The organism is Cupriavidus sp. 2TAF22 (assembly GCF_052115045.1).
Lineage (GTDB): Bacteria > Pseudomonadota > Gammaproteobacteria > Burkholderiales > Burkholderiaceae > Cupriavidus.
In genome coordinates, this window is sequence record NZ_JBFRFX010000069.1 from 1 (window position 1) to 24,323 (window position 24,323).

Below are 24,323 nucleotides of genomic sequence, written 5' to 3' on the forward strand. Positions count from 1 at the left end.
GAGTACATCGATCCGACGCTTGCCTTTTCCTTGCGCGCCTGCGTGGCCGCGTGGGGCTGACGCTCGGCGTCCCGCTCGCCGATGGGCGGCCCAGCGTGTCGCGTGATAGCAAAGACTCCGGTGTTGCTCTGTTGGTTTTCGCCTGGCAGGTTCAGGACGGCACGCGCCGGGTTTTGACTTCGTGGTTCGCACTCGAAAGAGATCTCTCCCAAGCCCCGCCTACGTTAGCGGGCGACTCAAACCCAACGCCGTTGAGCCGGTCACGTGGGCGAACAGCGCAGTGATTGTCCTGCGTTCGTCGCCGATTCCGCGGGCGTCCATGGCCGCCTGCTCGCCAGATGGCGCGGGGTGTAGAAAACGGGAACGGGCATGGTCGGCGCCGCCGCGGCTGGGGCACGGGCCGGCGCGACCACCGCGTGAGTGCCAGATTTCGCGCGGAAAGATGCCCCCGGCGCTGCGACGGTGGTCGGCTATGGCTTCGTCGCGGTTATCCGGAAATGCTCCACGCTCTGCCCGGCGTTGACCGCCCGCTGCAGCCAGTCCGGCATGGCGCCGTGGCCATCCCAGCCCTGTCCGTGCGCGTTGCGATAGCGCACCGCGCCGGGCAACGTCGCCAGTGGCGGCTCCGTAAAACAGCCGGCCGCCTGCAGCTGGGCCAGGGTGAGGCCGTGCTGGGCCATCTGGATGCGGATCCAGGTAATCGCTTCGGCGCGCTCGATTTCGATCGACATAATGTTGGTGAACAGATCTAGGGGGGCGAGCGATCCGGCGTGGCGCCACCGGGAAGGCGTGTCCCGCTCTCTTTGCTTAAATTTTAATCAAATCCGTTGACGCCGTCGGCACTCGGCCCCCGCGCGGCTTGTCCACAGGCTTGTCCCCCTTGCGCGGTGGATAAATGCCATCCGACCCCTTTCGGCGCCCCACCCTCAAGCCGGCCCCGGCCTGAACTTGGTTTTGATCGCCGGCGCCCGACGTCGGGCCGGCGCCAGATGGCGCGCCGCAACGGCCTCCGCCTGGGCGCGCTCGGCCCGCCGCAGCGCCGCGTCCAGTTCGGCCCGCAGCGCGTCTTGTGCCGCCTGCCCTTGTCCGAGCGCGTGCTGGGCCTGCGCCAGTTGCCGGTCGAGCGTGTCGCGCTCGGCCTGCAAGCGCGCCCGCGCCTCGGCACCGGCCACGGCGGCGGCTTGCGCCCTCGCCTGCCCGGCCGCCAAGTCGGTGCGCAGGTCCGCCGCCGCCTGCTCGCCCTTCTGGCGCAGCGTGCGTTCCTGGTCGATCTCGCGCAGCGCGCGGCGTTCGGTGGCGCTGGCCCGCTCCTGGGCGACGGCAACCTGCTCGCGGGTGTGCTCCAGCTCGGTCGAGAATTGGGTACGTAGCGCCTGCAGTTGCCGCTCCAGCGCTGCGAGCTGACGCGTGCCTTCCTCCTGACGCGCCTGGGCGGCCGCGAGGGCCTGGCGCGCGGCCTCCAGTTCGCCCTGGAGCGCCGCGCGCGCCTGCTGGGCGGCATCGAAGTCGGCCTGGACGGCGGCGGTCTCCTGCTCGGCCACCACCACCGCGGCGCGCGCGTGGTCGCGCTGGGCCTCGGCTTCGCTGGCCTGCAGCCGTGCCTCGGCCCGCAAGGCGGCCAGCTCGCCGGTGGCCGCCTCGTTGGCGGCCTGCCAGATCGATTGCACGGCATGGGCGGCGATCGCCTTGAGCGCGTCCGGCAGCCCGGGGTGGTCAATGGTCACGCGCATCTTGTCGCGCAGGTCGGTCCAGAACTGCGCCAGCACCTCGGTCGGCGTGCCCATGCTGCCCTTGCGCACCAGTTGATAGAGCTTGTTGGCGGTGGGGGTGATGCCGTAGCGGAAAAAGAGCAGTCCGCAGACCTCGCGGTAGAGCGCGCGGGTCTCGGGGAATTGGGTGCGCAGGGCGGCCACCTCGGCGGCGAGGGTGGCCTCGGCAGCGGCGTCGACCGGCGGGCGAGCGGGACTATCGGGAGGGCTGGCGGTCACGGCTAGGCGAAAACCCCGTAGGAATTTCACAAATATTACTACGTAATACGTTTCATATATAACTTTTTGTATCTTAAGTTAGACATAACGACGCTTCTGTCTAGAGTTATGGCCGCATCCACTCAGTGACAACCGCCTCATCCATGGAAGCCCCCTCGCCGCCCTGCTGGCCACCTTCACCGAGCGCCTGCGCCTGCCCGCCGCGCGCTATCTCGCAGATTTCGGCCACCGACGATCTGGCCGCCGTCACCGCCTGGCTGGCGCGCTATACCGACACCCCCCGCCACCCGGCGGACCGATCGGCGCGAGGTCGAGCGCTTGCTGCTGTGGGCCGTCCTGCAGCAGGGCAAGCTGCTTTCGTCGCTCACCCATGAGGACGTGCTGCGGTACGAGCGCTTCCTCGGCGATCCGCAACCCGCCTGGCGCTGGGTCATGACGTCGCGCAAGAAGCTCGTGTATGGCGCACCGGACTGGCGGTCGTTTGCCGGCTCGCTCTCCCCGGGCCAGCGCGCGGCATGCGATGGTGATCCTCAATACGCTGTTCACCTAGCTGGTGGACGCTGGCTACCTCGCCGGCAACCCGCTGTCCCTGGCCACGCAGCCGGCGCGACCAGTCCAAGCCGCGGGTCACGCGCTACCTCAGCCACGCGCTGTGGCAGGTGGTCAGGGATACGATCGAGGCGATGCCGGGTGCGAACGGCACCGCCACCGAGCGCGAGCGGCTGCACGCGGCGCGCTGCCGCTGGCTCTTTACGGTGCTGTTGTTGCAGATCGCTTCTATGGCAAGGGCAACAAGACGCGGCTGGTGCCCGCCACGGACGAACTGATCGTGGAACTGGCGCGCTATCGCGACGCGTACGGCCTGCCACCGATGCCGTTGCCGGGCGAGGCGCGCCCCATCGTGCTGCCGATCATCGGCAAGGAAAAGCCCTTGTCGCGCGGCGCGCTGCATCTGGTACTGAAGGAGGTGTTCGGGATGGCCGCCGAGCGCCTGCGCTGGCTATGGACTTTGCGATCACATGCTCGCTCGTCCAGCCGGGTAGGCCTCACATCCGGTTTCTGTTCGTCAGGTCGTGGCTTTGCTCCACGCTTCCTTCAGACCCCACCTCGCGGTGACGCCCTTGCGCTTCGCTAATCCTTCACCACCATCAGGTTGGATAGGGGACTTGCACCCCCGAGCTGTTGGACATGCTCGGTACACATGACAAGCGGCCGGCAAGCGCCAGCCGCACCCTGCATGGCCTGCAAGCCCAGTACGGACACGCTCACGGGTGCCCCGGGGCTCAGACGTGTGTCTCCGTCATCTTTTTGCCGACAAGATCGCCCAATTGCGCTTGGGTAACCCAATTGCGCATGGCCCCTTTGTCGGCTTGCAGTGCTTTATGCAGCGCCTCAAACGCCAATTCGATGGAAGCCTCCTGCTGGGCTTTGTCAGCAACGGCGTGCCCGATCGTGTGCCTATGCCAATGACCATCACGCTTGCGGCGAATCCCCGCAATAGCAACTCCCTTCTTGACAAAGGCCTCCACGACATATTCCTCGGCATCCTGACCCAGTTGCTTGCTAAGTAGCGAGCAGACGGCGGCCTGCCATTGTCCGGATTGCTGCGCGTGCGTCATATAGATTCCTCGCTCCCTATCAGAAAAACGTCAGGAGCGATTACCCTGGCGCTGTTGGCCCTTGTTGCCTGACCAACTATACGGCAGCGTCTGCCGCGAGCAAACGCGGAATTTTCTTGGCCCGACGCCGTAAGGCGGCGATTAGATATAAAGGTTGGTCGGGGAAATCTGTGGGTCGTTTTCTTGACGTGACTACGGTTCTTGAACCCGCAGGAGGAAGCGATAGAGCTTCCGAGAAGTGGTATCGAAGGCCTTCCGTTCGGTCTCGCTGATGCGTGGCCAGATGAGCGGTCCGCCCTCGTCATCGATCATTTGCAATAGCAGAGTCTCGATGGTGTTGACGGCGGTGTAAAACCGCGCATAAACGGCGGTTCAAGGTTGAGTAAAAGCATCAACAACACCAGGCGGCCAGTGACCGCCGCCGGGCGTGTCGGATGGTTCAGAAGAGATCGTCTGCGCTCGTCGGCCGCTGCTACCGGCTCCGTGGTCGGTTGCGCATCAACACTTGTTTCCCTTCATGCTCTCGATTTCCATGGCGGCCTTCCATTCCTCATAGGCCTCGATCGGCTCCATGGACTGATTGACGAACGTGGCGGCGCGCTCTGCGGCGGCCTGCGTATCCATGGCGGAGTCGCCCTGGTTGTCGTCCTCCGTGCCGGGTGGCAGCAGCATGTCTTCGAGCATCGCCGCCAGTTCCGATGTGTCCCATGGATCACCCAACTGAGTCTTCTTCTTTATGTAGTGCCGGACTTCCGAGTCTTGTCCGGCGGTCAATGGCAGTCCACGGAAAGTAGGCTCATCGTTGTGATGGATCATGATGTACCTCCGATGATGGTCCCTGTATTTTGAGTGTACGCGCAATACCGCACCACCACCGGAAGCCCCGCAAGGGGCGCCGAACTACTGCTCTTGACCCCGCGGGCTAGCGGACTAAACCAAGGTGGCAGATCTGCGCGGACGCCTCGCCGCCGCTGACCATCGATAGAAGCCCTGCTTGGCCAACTCGACGAGAAACAGGTATGCAACCACCATGGCACCGAGAATGAAATAGAAGCGCACAGGTGGTGGCACAAATCCGAAGTGCGATCCCATTGGTGTAAACGGCAACGCTACCGCGACGGTCACAACCGCTAGCGACGTTGCCGTCAACAGAGGATGGGCATGGCTCTTGAGGGGATTGCCACGAGTGCGGATTACAAAAATCACCAGCACCTGGGTGCATAGCGACTCAATGAACCAGCCGGTCTGAAACTGCCGCTCGTTCGCCTGCAAAACGGCCATCAAGATGTAGAAGGTCAGAAAATCGAAAAGCGAGCTGATCGGGCCGATCACCAGCATGAAGTCGCGGATGAAATTCAAGTCCAGCACATGGGGGGCAACAATTTCCACGGCGTCCACTTCGTCGAGTGGAATTGGGACTTCCGATATGTCGTAGAGTATGTTGTTGAGCAGGATCTGTGTCGGCAGCATCGGTAGGAAAGGCAGGAACAACGAGGCGCCGGCCATGCTGAACATGTTGCCGAAGTTAGAACTGGTCCCCATCATGATGTACTTCATGATATTGCCAAAGGTACGTCGTCCCTCCAGAACGCCCGCGTGGACTACATGCAGGTCATGTTTCAGGAGAATCATATCCGCCGCCTCCTTTGCAACGTCGACGGCCGAGTCCACCGACAAGCCGACATCTGCGGAGTTTAGGGACGGCGCGTCGTTAATGCCATCGCCCAGATAGCCCACGACATGGCCGCGGGCCTTGAGCGCAAGGATCACGCGGTCCTTTTGCGCCGGACTGACTCGGCAGAACAGATTCGCGGTTTCCGCTCGGGCGCGCAGAGCATGGTCATCCATCTGGGCAATCTCCTTGCCAGTCAGGAGCCCCGTGATCGGAATGTTCAACTGGGTGCAGACATGTTGCGTTACCAGGTCGCTATCACCAGTAACGATCTTGATCGCGACGCCGGAGTTCTTGAGCGCGGCCAGGGCGGACGCGGCGCTCTCCTTGGGGGGATCCAGGAAAGCGGCGAACCCGGCCAGGATAAGCTCTTTTTCGTCGCCCACAACGGCATGAGGATGATCAGGCCGCACCTGGCGCCAGGCGATGCCCAGCACCCGCAAACCTTCTTTTTCCAGCGCGCGGTACTGGTTTTGAATGCCGGCCAGGGCAGATTCGTCTATGGGCCGCTGGCATGCGGTATCTTCTGCTTCGTAATGCGTGCAGAGCCCCACGATCTCTTCGGATGCGCCTTTCACCACCAGCCAGCGTGTCTCGCCGTTATCCAGGAGCACCGAGACGCAGCGACGCTCGAAGTCGAACGGTATCTCGTCGATTTTTTTCCAGTTTCCGACTGCAATATGCTGGTGGTCGAGAATGGCTTCGTCAAGCGGGCTCTTCAATCCAGTTTCGAAGAAGCTATTGAGATAGGCCAGTTCCAGTACCCGTTGGCAGGGACGGCCATCCGCATCCACATGCCGTTCCATATGGATCTTCGCTTCGGTCAACGTGCCCGTCTTGTCTGTGCACAAGACATCCATTGAACCCAAGTCCTGAATGGCTGCCAGACGCTTCACGATCATGTGCCGCGCGGCCATGCGCAGCGCACCCCGCGACAAGGTGACCGATACCACCATGGGTAGCAGTTCCGGCGTCAAACCGACAGCCAGGGCCACTGCGAACAGGAAGGACTCTAGCCAGGGCTTGTGAAACAAGGTGTTCACGAGCAGGACAAACATGACCATCAGGATGGTCAGCCGCATGATCAACATGCCGAAGCGGCGGGCACCTAGTTCGAACGACGTCGGTGGTGGCTGGCGCGAAATGCTGTCGGCGATTTCCCCGATAGCAGTGGCGACTCCCGTCTTGATCACAAGTATCCGGGCACTGCCGCTGATCACCGATGTGCCCATGAACACTGCATTAGTCGCCTCCTGAAGTTCCACGGCACCATCGGACAGGACGCCTGGGCGCTTTTCCACCGGGTAAGATTCGCCGGTGAGCAGCGCCTGCTTAACGAAGAAGTCGCATGCTTCCAGCACTCGTCCGTCCGCCGGAATCAAATCCCCTGCTGAAAGCAATACGAGGTCGCCTGGCACCACCTGGGTCAACGGGATCTCCAGCGATTCGCCATCACGCATTACGTTTGCCCGTACGGAAACCGATTGCCGCAGCTTATCCGCTGCCGCGTTGGCCCGGTACTCCTGGACAAAATCCAGAGTGACGCTCAGCAGAACGATAAGGCTGATGATAAGAAAATTTGTGAGCTCCCCGGTAAATGCGGACACCGCGCTGGCGACGAGGAGGATGATGACAAGCGGATTCTTGAAGCGGGTGAAGTACTGCAGCAGCAGCGATTGTCCCCGCCGCTCGCGGAACACGTTTGGTCCGTATTTGGCGAGCCGGGCTTGGGCTTGCGCACCTGACAAGCCCGTGGCGGCTGCGGCGAGGTCCGCCGTCCCGGCCGTGAGCGTATCAAGCCACCAGGGGCGAAGCTTCGGATCTACCTGCATTTCAGTACCCCCCGGTCGGCGCGTCGCGGATTAGCACTAGTTTGCCATTCTGTCATCGCGGTACCTCCAAAGAGAGACGTTAGAGGCTCCACTTGTAGTGGTATAAGTTGTAGCGTTGCTCGCCATTTGTGCAACGCTCCCATAGCGGATACCACCGTGCTCGCTGCCTGGACGGCGGTGCTTTCAGTTTGCCAAGGTGCCTGTCCCACGAATTGGAACGTAGCACTTTCGAATCAAGGCTGAACCTCATACGGTGCAAATGTAGACAAGCGCTGATCGACCACGGCGCCCCCGACGGTAAAGTGATACAGGCTTTGCCAAGCGTGATCCTTGATTCCCAGCATGGCGTGCATTTCATCATCGAAAAAACAGCCAATTCCCGTAGCGCGCGCTCCGGATGCTTCGGCTTCAAGATAGAGCGCCTGGCCAAGGATGCCGCATTCCCAGAAAAGATGGCGATATCGCCATGGTTGCTTCAGGGCGATTTCGAAATTTGCGAGCATTCCCAGCGCAAAGCAGGAATCGGCGGCGATGTCCTGGTGACAACAGATCAACTTTGCCACCGCGCGTAAATCGTAAGGCAGCAGAAAATAGAGCGGCAGATGGACCGGTCCAGTCTTTTGCCACAGCCATTCTGGGCGCATAGCCTGCTTGAGGCTAGGCAGCGCCCCGGAATGTCTCACTAGCACATACAGGCCCGGCTCCAGATCGTCTACGCGGTGCACCAATAGCGCCGGATGCACCGCGACTGGAGACATCAGCGTATTCCACGGTGGCGCATCGCTACGTACCAACAGGCATGCCAGCATGGCGAAAAAAGCCGCGGCGGTGATGCGCGTCGTACCATCGAAACTCACAGCGCTGCGGCGCTGCCGAGCGATTCGGGCAAAGCTCAGATCAAGGGCGGGCGTCGCGGACCACAGTTGCGGCTCCGGATCTAGCGAGCTCGGTTCGCGAGTACGAGACTTGTGCGTGGCGCGATGGATCGAATCGATGTCCGGCCAACTCTCATGTCCCGTGCTTAGTTGATTCGCGTATCCGTACCAGTGCGCCTTATCCAAAGCAGCCTGCAGGCACCCAGGGTCCGGCTGTGCTTCAAGATTCCCGATCCAAAGCAGGGCATCCGGCACCTCTGGTTCGGCCGGTCCAAAATCCTCGCGGCGGTTCAATCCAAGCAATGCGGCCAGCGCGTCATCCGCAGCCGCCTCCACCAGCCGCGTCTGCCAGCCGAGAGCTGCCGCGGCGTAACTCACTGCCGCGATAGCATGGCCGCAGTCATGCTGGCAGTAGCGCCATGCGCGCATTCCGTATTTCCACGCCTCGCGCCAGTGAATCGAGCTGATGCCGACCAGGATACCGCCGCCTGCAAACGCCTCGGTCCATCGAGGATCATCCACTTCAGCGCGATGCTCAAGTACATGGTCGCGGCTCAGGTAATGGTAGACCCCGCCAGCCAAGCCAGGCAGAGCCGGACACAAAAGATAGCCCTCGGTCGGATGCAGATTCCCGCTCGAAGGATTGCAGCGCAGTGACCATCGCTGAGCACCGGAGGATTTGCACGCTGACAGGCCGAGTGAAAGTTCAAACAGGATTGCCACGGTACGAAGACTGAATCTTTGCGCGGGAGGCAGAGTGCCGCAGCGCAGCTCGTTGTAGCGTGCGGCCAATGTGTCCGCGACCAATGGCAGAGCAATCCGCGGTGTGCCTTGAAACGCCCGGAACGGGTCTGGCTGGGTTGCCCAGTCGAGCCCTCCGGGGCCGGGAGCGTAGCGGTTGATACGATGCTTGCTGCGTTCGTGATATTCAAGCAACACCTGCGTTAATCGGCTCATGTGCCTTCAGCCCAGGAATGCTGATTTCGTATTATGGATCCTTCTCGGCCACCTGGCGTCGCGGCGATAAGTGAGCGCATCGAAGTACAGGGAGGGCCATTTCCTCGGCAGTGGGCGCAACTGGCAGGGAGTTGGTCGGGCGCCCACCAGTTGAGTAACCCTTGTTGGGAATCTAGTCGCAAAAGCGTATTCTTAAACTAACAGCAGACCATAAGCAACGACAAGGCACTCATGAAGTACGCCCCCGTACCTCTGGCCCCGAAAAAGCGCTCGACAACATCGAGAAAGCGCCAGAGTGAACAACCAGATGAAGGTCGCAAGACTGAGCAACCCGGTCAATTCGATCCGCAAAACAAGCAGATTGCAGATTTGAGCTAGTTCGCGTCGAAGCAGCCGATCATCGGCAAGGAAAAACCCTTGTCACGCGGCGCGCTGCACCTGGTGCTGAAGGAGGTGTTCGGGATGGCTGCCGAGCGCCTGCGCGCGCGGCCCCGAGTGGGAAAGCCGGGCCGCGGTACTGGCCAGCGCGTCGGCGCACTGGTTGCGCCACACGGCGGGGTCGCATATGACGGACCAGCAGGTCGACCTGCGCTTTGTGCGGGACAATTTCTGGCATGCTTCCATCGCCACGACCAGCGCTTATCTGCATACGGAGGACGATGCGCGCCATGAGGCCACGCAGGAACACCACCGGATTGGGTGGACACGTTAGGGCTAGCCCCCCTGCTGGCCCTTCCTCTTATTTCCGCCGGGGGCAAGAACTTATGGAAAACATCCCGTTTCATGACGCGGAATTTCCAACGAGATTGTGAATTTTCCAACGGCGTACCGCTCAGGTGCGCCGTTTTGCCATGGGCGGCAGGAATGCCTTGAGGCAAGCGGAGATGGATTCCGAACACCTTCGCGCCGGCTCAAATCCTGGCTCAATCTAGCGATGAGCGGCGCGCAATGCGCGAATGAGTTTCTGCACTAGCAGTTCATGTTGCTCCAGCGCCTCTTCAAGCGTGCAGGCTCCGTAGCTCTCGTTTTCTTCCGCCACCTTCCCAACAACACGAGTCACGAACAGCGGTGTGTCCTTAGGTGCTGGCTCGGACACCCCGCGGAAACGGGTAGTGACCACGACGCCGCAGTCTTCCATCAGTGTGCGGCGGAAGATCAGTTCGTTTTCAGCCATCCAGCGCGACCACTCGTCCTGGTCCAACACCTGGACAGGCCGGTTCTCCGCATCCAGGATATAGAAACGACTCCATCTGGGTGATAGTGATCGGGATCTCATAGGAGGATGATCGGAGTGCGTTGCAGCCCGTCAATGCTGAATAGTCTCTCTAATCATGCACCCACCGATAAGGCGATTCCATGCCCTGGGCACGGAATCGGATGATTTGTGAGGGTGCCGCGGCCGGAAAGGGATGACTGGCTAACATGTCGCGATCCGGACGTGGTGCGGAGCGCCGCGGTGCTGGCCAGCGCATCGGCGCACTGGTTGCGCCATACCGCGGGGTCGCACATGACCGACCAGCAAGTGGACCTGCGGTTTGTGAGGGACAATTTCGGACACGCTTCCATATCGACCACCAGTGCCTACCTGCATACGGAGGACGATGTCCGCCATCAGGCCACACAGGAACGGCACCAGATCGGCTGGACGCGCGAAGGATGACGGGTGCTCGCTCGCCTTGACCAGGACGCCCGGCTTGGCCAATGCCGCGCGGCGGCGTGGGTGGCACGGCGAATTGCGAGGGACTGCTACAATCTCAGCTCGTATTTAATGGCTGGGCGCGATGGGCTTCGAACAACTGGCGGCACTGAAGGAACAACTGGCAAAGCAAGCCAAGGCCGCGCCACCGGCCAAGGCGCGTCGCGCCCCCCCGAAGGCTTCGGCCCGCCCAGCAAAACCCATTAAGCCCGTCGATCCGGTGCTGCAAGCCATCGTGAAATTGCAGAAACGGTTCCCGCAAACCTTTCCGAAGAATCCTGCGCCCAAGGTGCCGCTCAAGATCGGCATCTTTGAGGATCTCGTCCCGCACGTGCAGGAACTTGGCCTGACGGAGTCGGTGTTGCGCGATGCAATCCGCACCTGGTGCCGCGGCACGCGCTACTGGACCTGCCTGGTGGAAGGTGCCGCGCGCTTAGATTTGACGGGGCAGGCAGCGGGACACGTTGCACCGGCCGATGCGACCCGGGCGCAGGGACTGCAAGCACAGCGTGCGGCGCGAGCGTTATCTCGCCCCGCGACCACGCCGAAGCCCAACTGATCTGATCTGTGATGAGGGTGCCGAGCCGTTGGCGCGGGGTTCGTGCGCCGACCAAGCGCCACCACGATAATTGATGACCGCTCGCGGAGCTGCTTGGTTCGATGCAAGGCCGTCGCCGATCAGAGCGTCGGGGCTGGGGTCCGCGTCAGCGGATCTTCTTTGGCCGACTAATGGGTGTCACGTTAGCCGAAGCACGCCCGTAGCCTCGATGAGATGGATCCCCGGGATTCATAAGGCTATGTCTGAATAAACTGTTGAGATCCAGCTCTGCCCAGCCTAAGCGCCAGGCACCCACGGGGCCAAGAGTCGTTGCGCCCGACTTCCGGTTCCAGCCCTTCACTCGTGGGCGACCGGCTTGGGGACGAACCGTGTGACTCATCCGCAAACGGCGCGCATTTGCAGCGTGGCGAAGCAGTTCCAATGCTCATTCGGCGCTTTACGGTAGACGCGCATCACTTCGCTCAAGTTTTCGCATGACATCAGCATGAAATCCGCCGAATTCTAAGCGCCGCGAGCACTGGGCTGATCGCGCCCTTGCGGCGCGGTGTGCGTGCACAGGCCGGTGACCGGAATGCCTGCTGCCTCCAACCGGAACTGCACTAGCAAGCCTGGCGCTACTTCGATGGCTCGACCCAGTACGTGGCCTTTCCTGACGCATTTCCCCCCTGCGTTTGGCCACTCCCCGCGTTATGTCGCAGGGCTTTGCAGGCAGCGACACATGGCAGTTCCGGGCCGTTTGGCGCAAACGGCCCCGATGTGCGTTTTTAGGGGTAGGCAGCTAAGGAATGAAGGGAGGCGGCGCTTCAGATCAATTGGCGAGCACGGCCTCGCAATGCGCCAGGGAGAGGGATGGTGGTGGGTAGGGAGGTAGGGCTTCAATGATGACGGTGGCCTGCCCCGCCGATCATCCCGCTGTCAGCGGCTCAGGCGAGGGCCTCCAGGCCCTTGCGCTCAACCAGGTTCAACAGTTTCAACGACGGGCCACTCGGGTGCTTCTGTCCCTGCTCCCATTTCTGGACGGTCGTCGGGCTGGTGTTCAGGTAGGCCGCGAACACAGCCTGGCTGGCACGCGTGCGCAGCCGCAGCGCCTTGATCTCGTCGGCCGTGTAGTCCCGCACCGGCGGCAGGCACAGCGCGTCGAACTCGCGCATGGTCTGGGCATCGATGAGCCCAACGTCCGCGAAGTCCCGCGCGGTCTCATTCAGGGTCTTCAACAATTTGCTAGCCATGGTTCACCACCTCGATCAGTTTGCCCTGCGCCAGGGCCACGTCCAACTGGGCCTCAGTCCAACCCAGCACCTCGGCGGCCAACCGCTTCAGCGCCTTGAGTTCCTGCGCGTCAATGTTGTCCCGCTCATTCTTGGCGTAACCGTAGAGGAAGACCGCCCGGTCCCCAATCCGGAATGCCAGCAGGGTGCGGGCACCGCCGCGCTTTCCGCGACCCGGCAACCCCACCCGCTTCTTGTACACGTGGCCACCGAGATCCGCCTCCACGAGGCCCTGTGCCATTTCCGCGACTGCCACGCGCAACACAGCATCGGTCACCCCTTCTTTGGCTGCCCACTGTCGAACAGCCGGGTGGTAAAGAGTCGCATGCACGCCCTAGTCTTATTTAGCTAAATATAGCACTGAGTACCATGGATAGAATCCGGCAAGCAACCCGGGGCACGCGGGGATCCTAATCGTCGCGCTCGTCGGCCAACGCCGCCCACAGCACCGCTTCGACATCGGGCTGATCAAGACCGGCACTCTCACCGCCCTCGCCATCCGCCTCACGCCGCCGGCTGACACCCGGATGCGTCGTCGCATGCACCTGCTGCAATTGCCGGATCGCCACGTGGGTATAGATCTGCGTGGTCGACAGCTCCGCATGCCCCAGCATCGCCTGGATGAAGCGCAGGTCCGCCCCGTTCTCCAGCATCTGCGTGGCCGTGATGTGCCGGAACAGGTGACCGTGGAGCAAACCCACACGAAGCAGGATACGGGTCCGTTGGACTTCGGTGCAGGCACCCCCTCGGAACATTCGCGCAGCGCTCCGCTGGCAGGTGGCCCCGTGTTGCCAAACCCCAGTTTAAGGTTGGGTCAGAAATCCTGGCGATTAATTGCATTCTTCTTCGGCAAAAGGTACGCACCGCGGAGCGAGCGCTGTCCACGTCAGTGCGTGGTTGCGCTGGATGCCGTGCGTAACGGTCAAGCTTCGCAAAGGTCCGCCGGAATTAATGATCGGCAACACTTGGCGCCCAACACGTAGAAAGGCTCTTCCCACCGCGCATCCTGCTATGTAACCAAGTTGGATTACAAACTAGATTACAAATTGGTTTACTGTTCCAGAGTGGCGACCTATAGTTGATCCAACATAACGAGGTGAGCACTAATGAGCGTGGCAGCAAGAACCATCCGTAAGCAGGAAGAACCGGGCCAGAAAGCCGACCGAGGCCCGGCAAAGGCAACCTCCCCGATAGACGTCGCGGCGGAGCTGCGCGCGCGCATCGCACGGCACGATCTATTGCCGGGAACGAAACTGGTTGAGCAAGAGCTGGCGCAGGAATTTGGCACGACGCGCCCGCGCATCCGCGAGGCGTTTGCTGCGCTGGAACAGCACGGGCTGGTTGAGAGGATTCCAAACCGGGGGGCGATCGTAACCCGCATCAGCTTCGAACAGATCCTGCAGATCTACTGTGCGCGTGAGGCGCTCGAAGGCATGAGCGTACGGCTCGCCGCGCAACTCGCTCCCCCTGGCGAATGGGACGACCTGATTGAACTGTTCGGCGCCCCGATGGAAACCGCGCTGGACAATGGCGACTTCGACTTCTACCTGGATGGCTACGACCGCTTCCGGCAGCGCGTCGTCAAGAACGCCGGGAATCCCATTATCCAAGGCATGCTGGATTCCATTATGGAGCGCACGCAGGCGGTGATTCGCCGCGCCATCGTGCTGCCTGGCCGAGCCAAGCTGGGCTTGGCCCACCACAGGGCAGTGCTGGCCGCGCTTCGGGAGCGCGACGCAGAGAAAGCTGAGGCGATTCGCCGGCAAAGCCTGCGCGAAGCCGCGGAGTATCTCAGCAAATACCGCAAGTTTATTGTTTGACCACTAGAAGACCATAAAAATGAAAAGGAGACCTGCCCGATGCTGTCGTTCGTCCATCGCGCCGTAGGCGCAGCCGCTCTGGCGCTCGCCGGGCTGGCCCTTTCCCCCGCGCCGGCACATGCGCAAGACAAGTACCCGAGCCGCCCCATCAAGATGTATGTCGGCTTTTCCGCAGGCAGTGCGACGGACATTGTGGCGCGCGTAGTGGCGCAGCACCTCTCGGAGCGACTCGGCCAGTCGATCGTGGTGGAAAACAAGACCGGAGTAGGCGGCAGCTTAGCCGCTGAAGCGGTCGCGCGCGCTGCACCCGATGGCTACACCCTGCTGACAGTTTCCAGTGCCATTGCCGTCAACCCGGCGGTCTACCCCAAGCTTTCGTTCAATATTGAGAAGGACCTCACGCCCATCGTGCTGATTGGCCGCCTGCCAACCGTCCTGTTGGTGAACAACGGCTTTCCCGCCAAATCCCTGGCGGAATTCCTCGCTTATGCGCGTAGCCATCCGAAGAAAGTCAACTATGGCTCGTCCGGCGTAGGAGGCTCCACCCACCTCACCACCGAGTATATGGCGACGCTCACCGGCACGTCGTACACGCACGTGCCGTACCGGGGCAACGCGCAGGCAATTGCCGCGCTACTCGGCGGCGAGATTGATATGGTGACCGATACCATCCTGCTCGCTGCGCCGAACATCCAGGCCAAGCGCGTCCGTGCGCTCGCCATTTCAAGCCAGGCACGTTCCCCACTTGCGCCAGACGTCCCGACATTCGCAGAAGCCGGCCTGCAAGGTTACGACGGCAGCCTGTTCTTCGGCCTTATGGGTCCGAAAGACATGCCGCCGGAGATTGTGGCGCGAGTCAACCGCGAATTCAACGACTTGCTCAAATCCTCCCCGGAGTTACGGCAGCGGCTGCAGTCCGCCGGTGGCCTCGACCTGAGCGGCGGTAGCGTTGCGGGATTCCGCGACATGCTGCACAAGGAGGTGGCGTTGTGGCGCGATGTCGTCAGGACCGCCAACGTAACCGCCCCCCAGTGATGCGCTCCAGAGAGTCCCGACATGCAACGTGATGCAAGCCTCAAGCCCCTCTCCGGCTACACGGTGATTGAACTGGGATCCACCGTCGCCGGCCCATTCTGCGGCAGGCTGCTGGCGGATTTCGGTGCCAGTGTCATCAAGGTAGAAACGCCTGACGGTGATGCCCTGCGCTCGATGGGCAGCCACAAGGACGGCGTTTCGCTTTACGCCCTGTCGATGTTCCGCAACAAGGAACTGATCTCGGTTGACCTGCGCAACGAGGAGGGGCAATCGCTGCTGCGCCAGCTGGTGGACAAGGCAGACTTCGTCATCGAGAACTTCCGGCCCGGCACGCTGGAGCGCTGGGGCCTGTCTTACGAGGCGCTGAGCGCGTCCAATCCCGGCCTCATTATGATCCGCATCAGTGGCTACGGCCAGGATGGCCCGTACAGCCGGCAACCAGGCTACGGCGTCATCGGCGAAGCCCTCAGCGGGCTCCGTTCCATCACGGGCGATCCGGACCGGCCGCCGGCACGCGTGGCCACCTCCCTGTCGGACTACGTCACCGGACTGTATGGCGCTTTCGGCGGCATGCTTGCACTGGAGGCTCGGCACCGCACCGGCAAGGGCCAGATCGTAGACACCGCCTTGGCGGAATGCGCGTTCAGCTTTATGGAACCCCATGTGATGGCCTACGACCAGCTCGGGGTGGTCGCGGAGCGTGCCGGATCGCGCCTGCCAGGCTCCAGCCCTAACAACCTGTACCAGTCAGCCGATGGCTGCTTCATCCACGTGGCAGCATTGGCCGATCCTATCTTCCGCCGCCTGTGCACCGCACTTGGCGCTCCCGGGCTGGCAGACGACCCGCGCTACGTCAGCAACCGGCTGCGCAGCCAGCACAGCGATGAAGTGGATGCCCTGGTGCAGGAATGGGTCGGCGCACGCAGCTATGAGGAAGCTCACCGCCTGCTGGCCGCACACGATATTCCGCACGCGAAGATCTACAACATCGACGATGTCTTCGCCGACCCGCACTTCCGCGCTCGTGAAACCATCACGCGCCGGCCCCATGACCGGCTTGGCATGGTGGCGGTGCCGAACGTGACGCCGCGCCTGTCCGATACGCCAGGCCATGTGGACACGCTGGGCCGCGACACCGGCGCCGACACGGCAGCGGTGCTGCGCCGCATGCTCGGCATGAGCGCGGAATCACTGGCGGGCCTGCACTCACGGGGCGTCATCTTCGACGAGCAGCTGGCCCGTTGATCCCGGAATTCCCAACCTCTGTACTTTCTCTCTGCCGAAAGAAAAGGATGGACTCATGAGTGTCAATGTGAAATCTGAAGTGGTCGGTTCGGTGTGGAAATGCGAATGCGCATCGGGGCAGACCGTGGATGAAGGCGACGTGCTCTTCATCATTGAATCCATGAAGATGGAGATCCCGGTCGAAGCCACGCACGCAGGTAAGGTTTCCGAGGTGCTGGTCAAGGAGGGCGAATCCATCGCCGAGGGACAAATACTTGCCGTGGTCGAACCGGCCTGAGGAGATGGCGATGGACATGAGTCAAACAATTCCCTCGGAAGACCTTCTCGAGCTCGAGCGGCGACGCGAGTTTAGCCTTGCGCTGGGCGGCTCCGAGGCCGTCGAGCGGCATCATGCCGCCGGAAAGCTGACCGTGCGCGAGCGCATCGATGCGCTCGCGGATGCCAACTCGTTCCATGAGGTCGGCCGGCTGACTGGCCAGGGCCACTACGACGAGAACGGCGTGCTGGTCAAGGTCACGCCCGCGCCGTATGTGATGGGCCTGGCAACGGTGGACGGCCGGCCGGTCGCCATCGGCGGCGAGGACTACACCGTCAGGGGCGGCGCAAGCTGGAGCGGCGACCGCAAGAAAGGCGGACAGGGCGGATTCGTGGAGGAACTCGCCCTCCACTACAAGATTCCATTGGTCAATCTCATCGATGGAGTGGGTGGTAGTGTCACCTCCGCGCAGAAGCGCGGCCATACCGTCTTCCCGGGAGTTCATGGCTTTGAAACCTCCGCGGCACTGCTCGGCCAAGTCCCCGTGGTATGTGCCGTGCTGGGAACCGCGGCAGGCGGGCCGGCGGGGCGGGCCATCCTTTCGCACTGGTCGGTCATGGTCAACGGCACCAGCCAGATCTTCGCAGCCGGACCACCGGTGGTGAAGCGCTCGCTCGGCCAAGAAATTTCCAAGGACGAGCTGGGGGGCGCAAAGATTGCCGTCGACCTGGCTGGAGCGGTCGACAACGCCGTCGACAGCGAGGCGGACTGCTTCGAGATGATCCGGCGCTACCTGTCGTACATGCCGCAGAATGTGTGGGAACTCCCGCCTGTCACCGCCTGCGACGATCCCGTCGACCGACGGGACGAGGCACTCGCGACGATCGTGCCGACCGATCGCCGCAAGGCCTATGACATGCGCAAGATCATCCGCATGGTCTTCGACCGCGGCACTCTCTTCGAGATTCAGCCCACTTATGGCAAAGCCGTGATCACGTGCCTGACGCGGCTCAACGGCAAGGTGGTAGGCGTAGTGGCCAGCAACCCCATGGCCTATGGCGGCGCTATCGATGCCAAAGCTGCACGCAAGCAAACGCATTTCATCGAACTCTGCGACACCTTCCATATCCCGCTGGTCTTCCTGGTGGATGTGCCAGGCTTCATGGTGGGCCGCGATGCCGAAGCGCAAGGTACCTTGCGGGAAGGTATGCGCAGCGTCTTCGTGAGTCTTCAGGCCACTGTGCCAATCGCCACGGTTGTGATCCGCAAGTGTTACGGCATGGCCGGCATGGCCGCGACTGACAAGAATGGCTTGGGACTCAAGCTGGCATGGCCGACTGCGGAATGGGGGTCTCTGCCGATCGAAGGTGGTGTGGCTGCGGCATTTCGCCGGGAGATCGCTGATGCGCCGGATCCAGCGGCCAAGGAACGCGAGATCGAGCACCGGCTGCGCCAGCTCGCTTCGCCCTACCGCACCGCGGAAGCCTTTGGCGTGGAAGACATCATCGACCCGCGCGAAACCCGCTACACCCTGAGCCGGTTCATCGATGCGGCGCAAATTGCCTTGAAGACCACGCTTGGGCCGAAGCTGAAACCTGGCGTCCGGCCTTAGCGCAACGATGGCGTGCAGCGCGCGGCCGGAACAGCCTCATCCGTCCTGCCCGCCGTACGCCATCAGCTCCAGTGTGCGGCGTACGATTTCCATTTCGCGGTTGCCAATGCTCTGCGCAATCTCCTGCTCAATCCGATCGATCACGGCATGCATTTGCACAAGGTAGTCCAGTCCAGCGGGCGTGAAGGCGACGATCAACGCGCGCGCATCCGCCTCGTCGACGTGCTTTCTGACCAGGCCCAGTTGCTCAAGCGTGGCCACCACCTGCGAGACGGCCTGCCGCGTGGTACCGGCGCGCTGGGCGATCACGGTACTGCGTGTACCGTCCAGGTCGATGTAGGGCAGCACCATCACGCAGGCATCCGGCACGGCCGGCAGGCCAGAGCCCTCGAGTGACGCCGACACGCGGGCGAGGAAGTTGCGCCGCGCCAGCAGAAGCAATCGGCTCAAGCCACGTTGCCGCGAACGTTGCAACCGTGCGAGTTGCTTGTTACCGATCATCGAATCTCCAGAAACCGATTGACGCGTGCACATGGTAAAGCAGGTTGACAGAATGTCCGCAGAATATTCTCGCCCCGGTACCGCCCTACCGACGCTCGATAAGGGCGCGCTCACATCGAGCCACATCGTCCGCTGGTGCGCCGCCCAGGAAAACTGGGACAAGATCCATTATGACCGGGCCTATGCCCGGGACGTTGCAGACCTTCCCGACACGGTCATCAACGGCGCGCTGAAGCAGCAGTTCCTTGCGCAACTCGCCACAAGCGCTTATGGAGAACACAGCTGGCTGTGGCGGCTTGCCTGCCGCTTCCGTAGTCCCGACCTGGTCGGCCAGCGGCTGCGCGGCGAAGGAAAGGTTCGCGCTGTGGAGCACCAGGCAAGGGTGACTGCGGTGCATCTCGACCTGCACCTGTTCAACGTGGATACTGGAAGCGCGACCACCGAAGGCACTGCCACGGTTCTGCTGCCCGTCAGCAACGCTGACAAACCGCAAACGCTTCCGACGCTTTATATCGAGCCGCGCGAGCCACTGCAAATGGGCATTGCATCGCAAGGCGTCGACGAAAATGTGCCGGCATCGATCCGACGCCACATCGGCACGGAGATCGAGCATATTGTTTCCTTCAACCCAGTGGAAGCCGGCCGCTTGCGCCTATTCGCCGAAGCAGTGATGGGCTTGCCCGCGTATCACCACGATCCCCACGCCGCGCGCAGCAGCGTCCACGGCGGCCTGGTCGCTCCCGCCCTGTTTCCGGTGCACGCGATGTCCTGGCCGGCAGGTGCGCATGAACTCGACACGGAGCCAGGCGCATTGGGACGCGAAGCGGTATGCGAGGTCGGCCGCACGTTTGCCAAACGCTTCAGCCTGGCGCCCCAAGGGTTGCTCAATGGTGGCACCACCGCTTGCATTCACGCTCTGGCGAGGCCGGGTGACATTGTTCAGGCAAGCAGTCGGCTGGCCGGCGTGCGGTGCAGGACAGGCCGTCGCGGAGAGCGCATGCTGGTCTTCGATACAGAGAACCGTTACGAAACGACAGCCGGCCAGCTTCTGGTTCACGAGCGACAGACCATTTTGCATCGGTTGATGTAAAGATCTTTCGCGGCCCGGAGCGTGGTGCCGCAGGACGACACACACGGAGGTAGCACGCTGCATTAGTAAAGTAACTTGACATTATGTGACGCCATTTCTACGCTGGCTTTCACCACCTGGGAGACACCAACATGAGGATGCGATTGTGGGGACTTGCAGCACTGATCGTTGCCAGCCTGGTAACGGGACACGTAGCCGCGCAGGACTGGCCAGCGAAGCCTATTCGTCTTGTCGTGCCATACGCGCCAGGCGGAACCAATGACAGGCTGGCACGCGAGTATGCGGAGTTCCTGCGCAAGAAGCTCGCGCAGGCCGTGGTGGTGGAGAACCGCCCGGGCGCCTCAACCAACATCGGCAGCGAGCTAGTCGCCAAGGCCGAGCCGGACGGCTATACATTCCTGATCGGCATCGACGGCCTGGCTACCAACCGGTTTACCGGCCCCGTTCCGACATTCGACCCACAGAAGGAACTGGCGCCGGTAAGCCTGCTGACCCGCGTGCCGTGCCTGATCGCCGCAAACAACAATTTTGCGGCGTCAAGTATCACGGACATGATCACGCTGGCCCGCGGCAATCCCGAGCGCTACTCGATCTCCAGCGCCTCGCTAGTACTGCAGGTAGGGTTGCTCAACTCAGGCTCGAAGATCCGCCTTAACCATGTTCCTTACAAGGGGGGCGCGCAGGCCTCCGGCGATGCCATAGGTGGGCAGGTGGATATGGTGATTGCCAACGTACCGGTACTGGCCCCATTCGTGCGCGGTAGCAAGCTGCGGCCGCTTGCGGTCAGTTCGGCAACGCGCAGCGCGGCGTTCCCCGATGTGCCGACTCTGAAGGAGAGCGGCATGTCTGACGCGGTTTTCTCGAACTGGTACGGCGTATTCGCTCCCGCTGGAACGCCGGAGCGGATTATCTCGCGCATGGCTGCCCTGTCCCGGCAGTTTGTCGAGGATCCCGCGATCAACAGGCAACTGACCAGCGAGGGCTACCAGCTTGAGGCGTCGACTCCGGCGGAACTGGCCGCACTGCTGGTCACCGAAGGCGCCTCCGCCAGCCGGTTCGTCGCAGCAAACCCGGCACTTTTCAAACGATGAGCAACAGGGGAGACACAGGAATGGCATTCGAATCGCTGATCGACGAACTCTCACAACGCGAGGCGCGCGCCCGGCAGATGGGTGGCCAGGAAAAGCTTGCACACCGCAAAGCCGCAGGCGTCATGAACGCACGCGAGCGCATTGATTACCTGGTGGACGCGGGCAGCTTCCTGGAATCTGGCCTGCTTGCCACATCGTACCGGCCCGAGGTCCGCGACCGATCCCCCGCCGATGGCAAGATCGCTGGTTACGCGCGCCTGGATGGCCGCGACGTCGCCCTGGTTTCGAATGATTTCACGGTGCTTGGCGCGTCGAGCAGCACTGTCAATGGCAACAAGATCGCGCATATGAAATCCATGGCGACCCGGCGCGGCCTGCCAATGGTCTTTCTCGGCGAGTCCACTGGCGCTCGCATGCCCGATACCATGGGCGCACGCGGCATTGGCTCAGGCGACCGTCCAACGCAATACCTGCGCACTCGTGAGACCCCGTGGGCCTCCGCCGTGCTCGGACATTGTTATGGCTCATCAAGCTGGTATGCAGCGTTGGCGGATTTTTCGGTCATGCGCAAGGGCGCCGTCATGGCCGTGTCCAGTGTCAAGCTCACCTCAATGGCGATCGGCGAGGAAGTCGATCCTGAGGCTTTGGGCGGATGGGAGATGCTGACTGGCGTATCGGGCCTTGTGGACATGGCAGCCGATACAGATGAAGAGGCTCTGGATGCGGTCAAACGCTTTCTGTCCTACCTGCCCAGCCACCACAACGAAGCCCCCCCGGTGCACCCGGTGCCCGCAGGCTCTGGCAATGAAGCGCATCGCATCCTCGACATCGTTCCCGAGTCCCGCACTCGGGTCTACGACGTGCGCAAGATCATTCCGCTGATCGTCGACAAGGGCAGCATGTTCGAACTGAAGGCCCGCTACGGCAAGTCGGTGGTGACGGCACTGGCCCGCATCGACGGTCGAAGTGTGGGGGTCATCGCCAATAATCCGATCGCCAAAGGCGGCGCTATCGATGTCGACGCGTGCAACAAGGCAACCAGCTTCATGGTGCTGTGCGATTCGTTCAATATTCCGTTGGTCTTCATGACTGACCAGCCGGGATTCCTGATCGGCATCGAAGGCGAGCGCCGCGGCGCCGTCGGCAGGGTGATGAACTGGATGAATGCCCTCTCGCTGGTCACTGTGCCGAAGATTGCCATCATTATGCGCAAATCGTATGGTCAGGCCGTGCTCAACATGGGCGGCGCCGGTAATGCCGACGAGTTGATTGCCTGGGTATCCGCCGAAGTCAATTTCATGGACCCGCGTTCTGGCGTCACTATCGTGCATGGCGTGAAGCAAGAAGATGACCCCGAACTCTACGCCACCCTCCTGCGCCAGATGGAGAGCGACACCTCCGCCTGGGACATGGGCGCAGCTTACTCGGCGCACATGGTCATTAACCCGGTCGATACGCGCCAAACGCTGTCGCGCTTGCTCGAAGTACACCGGCTGCGGCTCACTGGAGGCGTGGGTCAGCACCTCATGCGCACCTGGCCCACCAGCTACTAAAGGAGACCAATCCATGCGAACCGTACTGATTGCCAACCGGGGGGCCGTGGCTGCCCGCGTGCTGCGCACCCTGCAACGAATGGGGCTGCGCTCGGTCGTAGTCTACTCCGAAGCCGACCGCGATTTTCCTTACGTCCAACAGGCGGATGAAGCTTACTGCATTGGCCCAGGGCCGGCAGTGCAAAGCTATCTAAACGAAGGCGCCCTGTTCGACGTGATGCGCCGCTCGCGCGCCGATGCCGTGCATCCCGGATACGGCTTTCTGTCCGAAAATGCAGGCTTTGCGAGAAGCGTGGAGGCTGCCGGACTGACGTTCATCGGCCCGAGCCCGCACTGGATCGATGCCATGGGCCATAAGACGCGGGCGCGTACGCTGATGGCCGAGCATGGCATGCCAATGTGCCGGTCCTCTGAAGTGGTCGGCGAAGATCCCCGAGATATTGAAGCAGCCGGCGCAGCCGTGGGCTACCCGGTGCTGGTGAAGCCCGCCGGCGGTGGCGGCGGTATCGGCATGGTCGCCGCGCAGGACCCCACCTCGCTGGTCGAGGCGGTGACGCGCGCACGGGCCTTGGCCCAACGCAGCTTCGGCAACGGCGATGTCTATCTCGAGCAACTCTTCGAACGGCCACGGCATATCGAATTCCAGATTCTGGCCGACCGGCACGGGAACGCTCGCCATCTGTTTGAGCGCGATTGCTCGGTGCAGCGCCGTCACCAGAAAGTCATCGAGGAAGCGTGTGCGCCGGCCCTGCCGCCCGGCGAAGCGGACGAGATCGCCAACCGGGTGGCCCGTCTGCTGGGCAAGCTGGGCTACGACGTCATCGGTACGGTCGAGATGCTGCGCGGCAGCGATGGTAGCTACAGTTTTCTTGAGATGAACACCCGCCTGCAAGTTGAGCACGCTGTGACTGAAGCGGTGACCGGCATCGATCTGGTCGAGGCCCAGATCCGCTTGGCCGCCGGGGAGTATCTACGTGATGTCCTGTCCGCGCCGGTTCGGGTAGAGGGCCATGCTATCGAACTGCGCATCTACGCCGAGGATCCGGTGCGCTTCTTCCCCTCGCCAGGCACCCTGCAGGTATTCCATCTGCCGTCGGGCCCGGGAATTCGCGTCGAGACCGGCTATGCGGAAGGCAATACGGTCAGTCCCTACTACGACCCCATGATCGCCAAGATCATCGTCCATGCTTCAGATCGGCAAGCAGCGATCGCGCTGGCACGCGAGGCATTGTCCGCAACCGACATTGTTGGCGTCAAAACCAACTTGCCGTTGCTACAGCGCATGCTGGCTTACGCTCCCTGGCTCGCAGGCGAACTGCACACCGGTCTGATCAACGATCTGCTCGTATCGCAAAAGACTTGATTGTGGCGCTGAGAATGGCATAGTTCGAGCGGAACGCCCAGACCGTGAATGCCTCGCCTTCGCCGGGGCATCGGCGTCAAACTCCAACGAAGCGGCGCCGCCTCAGGGCGTCATCGATTCGTTCTGGCGCCTCCCCGGCACCGCTAGTACAACATCCCGTAAATAGCTTGAATAAATAATCGCCTCGGATATCATGGCGGGATGAGTCGAGGCCGCCATGCAACGCCAGTGAAGTTGGCGAAGAAAGAAAGACAGGAACTGTTATCGCTGATCGAGCGCAAGACGGCGCCG

General features: G+C 62.1%; 23 protein-coding genes and 3 pseudogenes. 14 read left to right on the plus strand and 12 right to left on the minus strand.

Going from position 1 to position 24,323, the window contains the following annotated elements; all coding sequences use genetic code 11:
• The 3 genes from AB4Z48_RS38165 to AB4Z48_RS38175 all read right to left on the minus strand — a co-directional run.
• Positions 1 to 212: hypothetical protein (locus AB4Z48_RS38165; protein ID WP_441623721.1), on the minus strand; the 212-nt coding region annotated here is incomplete at its 3' end.
• 258 nt (positions 213 to 470) lie between these two features.
• Positions 471 to 731, minus strand: coding sequence for an H-NS histone family protein (locus AB4Z48_RS38170; protein WP_441623723.1), 261 nt, complete (start codon positions 729 to 731; stop codon positions 471 to 473).
• 195 nt (positions 732 to 926) lie between these two features.
• Positions 927 to 1,988 carry a DNA-binding protein gene (locus AB4Z48_RS38175; RefSeq protein WP_441623725.1) on the minus strand — a complete coding sequence of 354 codons (1,062 nt, stop codon included), beginning with the start codon at positions 1,986 to 1,988 and terminating at the stop codon, positions 927 to 929.
• 143 nt (positions 1,989 to 2,131) lie between these two features.
• On the opposite strand from AB4Z48_RS38175, the pseudogene AB4Z48_RS38180 reads away from it, so the two are divergent.
• A pseudogene (locus AB4Z48_RS38180) lies at positions 2,132 to 2,985 on the plus strand (tyrosine-type recombinase/integrase); the annotation flags it as partial.
• Positions 2,986 to 3,271: 286 nt separating this feature from the next.
• Here AB4Z48_RS38180 and AB4Z48_RS38185 read toward each other — a convergent pair.
• The 4 genes from AB4Z48_RS38185 to AB4Z48_RS38200 form a co-directional block, all read right to left on the minus strand.
• The gene (locus tag AB4Z48_RS38185; RefSeq protein ID WP_441623727.1) at positions 3,272 to 3,607 is read right to left on the minus strand and encodes a hypothetical protein; all 336 of its coding nucleotides are present in this window, start codon (positions 3,605 to 3,607) and stop codon (positions 3,272 to 3,274) included.
• Positions 3,608 to 4,105: 498 nt separating this feature from the next.
• On the minus strand, positions 4,106 to 4,423 hold the full coding sequence (locus tag AB4Z48_RS38190) for a hypothetical protein (RefSeq protein ID WP_441623728.1): 318 nt from the start codon (positions 4,421 to 4,423) through the stop codon (positions 4,106 to 4,108).
• A 114-nt stretch (positions 4,424 to 4,537) separates the two neighbouring features.
• Complete coding sequence (gene mgtA, locus AB4Z48_RS38195) at positions 4,538 to 7,111, minus strand: magnesium-translocating P-type ATPase (RefSeq protein ID WP_441623730.1); 2,574 nt, start codon at positions 7,109 to 7,111, stop codon at positions 4,538 to 4,540.
• A gap of 233 nt (positions 7,112 to 7,344) precedes the next feature.
• A complete protein-coding gene (locus AB4Z48_RS38200) occupies positions 7,345 to 8,943 on the minus strand; it encodes a SagB/ThcOx family dehydrogenase (protein ID WP_441623732.1) in 1,599 nt (532 codons plus the stop codon).
• Between the two features lie 231 nt (positions 8,944 to 9,174).
• On the opposite strand from AB4Z48_RS38200, the gene AB4Z48_RS38205 reads away from it, so the two are divergent.
• Both AB4Z48_RS38205 and AB4Z48_RS38210 read left to right on the plus strand, forming a co-directional pair.
• Positions 9,175 to 9,321, plus strand: a complete 147-nt coding sequence (locus tag AB4Z48_RS38205; protein ID WP_441623734.1) for a hypothetical protein — start codon at positions 9,175 to 9,177, stop codon at positions 9,319 to 9,321.
• 30 nt (positions 9,322 to 9,351) lie between these two features.
• Positions 9,352 to 9,655, plus strand: a pseudogene (locus AB4Z48_RS38210) (tyrosine-type recombinase/integrase); the annotation flags it as partial.
• Between the two features lie 216 nt (positions 9,656 to 9,871).
• On the opposite strand, the gene AB4Z48_RS38215 reads toward AB4Z48_RS38210, so the two are convergent.
• On the minus strand, positions 9,872 to 10,219 hold the full coding sequence (locus AB4Z48_RS38215; RefSeq protein ID WP_441623735.1) for a hypothetical protein: 348 nt from the start codon (positions 10,217 to 10,219) through the stop codon (positions 9,872 to 9,874).
• A 174-nt stretch (positions 10,220 to 10,393) separates the two neighbouring features.
• On the opposite strand from AB4Z48_RS38215, the pseudogene AB4Z48_RS38220 reads away from it, so the two are divergent.
• Positions 10,394 to 10,603: pseudogene (locus AB4Z48_RS38220) on the plus strand (tyrosine-type recombinase/integrase); the annotation flags it as partial.
• A 121-nt stretch (positions 10,604 to 10,724) separates the two neighbouring features.
• A complete protein-coding gene (locus AB4Z48_RS38225) occupies positions 10,725 to 11,198 on the plus strand; it encodes a ProQ/FinO family protein (protein WP_441623737.1) in 474 nt (157 codons plus the stop codon).
• 923 nt (positions 11,199 to 12,121) lie between these two features.
• Here the strand turns inward: AB4Z48_RS38225 and AB4Z48_RS38230 are convergent.
• From AB4Z48_RS38230 to AB4Z48_RS38240, 3 genes are all read right to left on the minus strand, one after another.
• A complete protein-coding gene (locus AB4Z48_RS38230) occupies positions 12,122 to 12,427 on the minus strand; it encodes a helix-turn-helix domain-containing protein (RefSeq protein WP_441623738.1) in 306 nt (101 codons plus the stop codon).
• Positions 12,420 to 12,797: a type II toxin-antitoxin system RelE/ParE family toxin gene (locus tag AB4Z48_RS38235; protein WP_441623740.1), complete on the minus strand. Its 378-nt coding sequence runs from the start codon at positions 12,795 to 12,797 to the stop codon at positions 12,420 to 12,422. The genes AB4Z48_RS38230 and AB4Z48_RS38235 overlap by 8 nt, the downstream gene beginning before the upstream one ends.
• A gap of 79 nt (positions 12,798 to 12,876) precedes the next feature.
• A complete protein-coding gene (locus AB4Z48_RS38240) occupies positions 12,877 to 13,221 on the minus strand; it encodes a tyrosine-type recombinase/integrase (protein ID WP_441623742.1) in 345 nt (114 codons plus the stop codon).
• Between the two features lie 351 nt (positions 13,222 to 13,572).
• Between AB4Z48_RS38240 and AB4Z48_RS38245 the strand changes: the two genes are divergently transcribed.
• From AB4Z48_RS38245 to AB4Z48_RS38265, 5 genes are read left to right on the plus strand one after another with little or no spacing between them, the layout of a single operon-like run.
• Positions 13,573 to 14,286 carry a GntR family transcriptional regulator gene (locus tag AB4Z48_RS38245; RefSeq protein ID WP_441623743.1) on the plus strand — a complete coding sequence of 238 codons (714 nt, stop codon included), beginning with the start codon at positions 13,573 to 13,575 and terminating at the stop codon, positions 14,284 to 14,286.
• A gap of 39 nt (positions 14,287 to 14,325) precedes the next feature.
• Positions 14,326 to 15,321 (plus strand): Bug family tripartite tricarboxylate transporter substrate binding protein, encoded by a 996-nt coding sequence (locus AB4Z48_RS38250; protein ID WP_441623745.1) that lies wholly within the window; start codon positions 14,326 to 14,328, stop codon positions 15,319 to 15,321.
• A 21-nt stretch (positions 15,322 to 15,342) separates the two neighbouring features.
• Positions 15,343 to 16,566 (plus strand): CaiB/BaiF CoA transferase family protein, encoded by a 1,224-nt coding sequence (locus tag AB4Z48_RS38255; protein ID WP_441623747.1) that lies wholly within the window; start codon positions 15,343 to 15,345, stop codon positions 16,564 to 16,566.
• 55 nt (positions 16,567 to 16,621) lie between these two features.
• The gene (locus tag AB4Z48_RS38260; RefSeq protein ID WP_441623749.1) at positions 16,622 to 16,843 is read left to right on the plus strand and encodes a biotin/lipoyl-binding carrier protein; all 222 of its coding nucleotides are present in this window, start codon (positions 16,622 to 16,624) and stop codon (positions 16,841 to 16,843) included.
• 10 nt (positions 16,844 to 16,853) lie between these two features.
• Positions 16,854 to 18,434 carry an acyl-CoA carboxylase subunit beta gene (locus tag AB4Z48_RS38265; RefSeq protein WP_441623750.1) on the plus strand — a complete coding sequence of 527 codons (1,581 nt, stop codon included), beginning with the start codon at positions 16,854 to 16,856 and terminating at the stop codon, positions 18,432 to 18,434.
• A 36-nt stretch (positions 18,435 to 18,470) separates the two neighbouring features.
• On the opposite strand, the gene AB4Z48_RS38270 is transcribed toward AB4Z48_RS38265, so the two are convergent.
• Complete coding sequence (locus tag AB4Z48_RS38270; protein ID WP_441623752.1) at positions 18,471 to 18,935, minus strand: MarR family winged helix-turn-helix transcriptional regulator; 465 nt, start codon at positions 18,933 to 18,935, stop codon at positions 18,471 to 18,473.
• Positions 18,936 to 18,987: 52 nt separating this feature from the next.
• Here AB4Z48_RS38270 and AB4Z48_RS38275 point away from each other — a divergent pair, with 52 nt between their 5' ends.
• From AB4Z48_RS38275 to AB4Z48_RS38290, 4 genes are all read left to right on the plus strand, one after another.
• Positions 18,988 to 20,025, plus strand: coding sequence for an FAS1-like dehydratase domain-containing protein (locus tag AB4Z48_RS38275; protein ID WP_441623754.1), 1,038 nt, complete (start codon positions 18,988 to 18,990; stop codon positions 20,023 to 20,025).
• 131 nt (positions 20,026 to 20,156) lie between these two features.
• A complete protein-coding gene (locus tag AB4Z48_RS38280) occupies positions 20,157 to 21,116 on the plus strand; it encodes a Bug family tripartite tricarboxylate transporter substrate binding protein (protein WP_441623755.1) in 960 nt (319 codons plus the stop codon).
• Between the two features lie 20 nt (positions 21,117 to 21,136).
• Positions 21,137 to 22,669 (plus strand): acyl-CoA carboxylase subunit beta, encoded by a 1,533-nt coding sequence (locus tag AB4Z48_RS38285; protein WP_441623757.1) that lies wholly within the window; start codon positions 21,137 to 21,139, stop codon positions 22,667 to 22,669.
• A gap of 13 nt (positions 22,670 to 22,682) precedes the next feature.
• On the plus strand, positions 22,683 to 24,032 hold the full coding sequence (locus AB4Z48_RS38290) for an acetyl-CoA carboxylase biotin carboxylase subunit (RefSeq protein WP_441623759.1): 1,350 nt from the start codon (positions 22,683 to 22,685) through the stop codon (positions 24,030 to 24,032).
• Positions 24,033 to 24,323: the final 291 nt, after the last annotated feature.